1 pseudogene is annotated in these 252 nt (G+C 41.3%); it reads right to left on the reverse strand.

Going from position 1 to position 252, the window contains the following annotated elements:
• Positions 1 to 252: pseudogene (locus LI149_RS15975) on the reverse strand (ABC transporter permease); the annotation flags it as partial.

Raw genomic sequence — 252 nt, forward strand, 5'->3', positions numbered from 1 at the left:
TCGCAAGATAGAGGGTAATATAACTGGATGCTATGGTGTAGAAAAGCTGACGACCTATATTCTGAAGATAGCTTTCATATTCAATGCCAGTTTCGTCCAGCTTCTCGTTCAAATCCAAATATGCAGTCATAAGGCTATTTCCATCCAGAGCCTGCTCACTGAGCACCGCATTGACATAGGTATCATACATTCCCTGGCTATAATATAGGAATGCTTCATCCGGAAGAATCAATGCAAAGGACAAGGTTATAG

Source organism: Dorea sp. 210702-DFI.3.17 (assembly GCF_020560825.1).
Classification (GTDB): domain Bacteria; phylum Bacillota; class Clostridia; order Lachnospirales; family Lachnospiraceae; genus Dorea; species Dorea formicigenerans.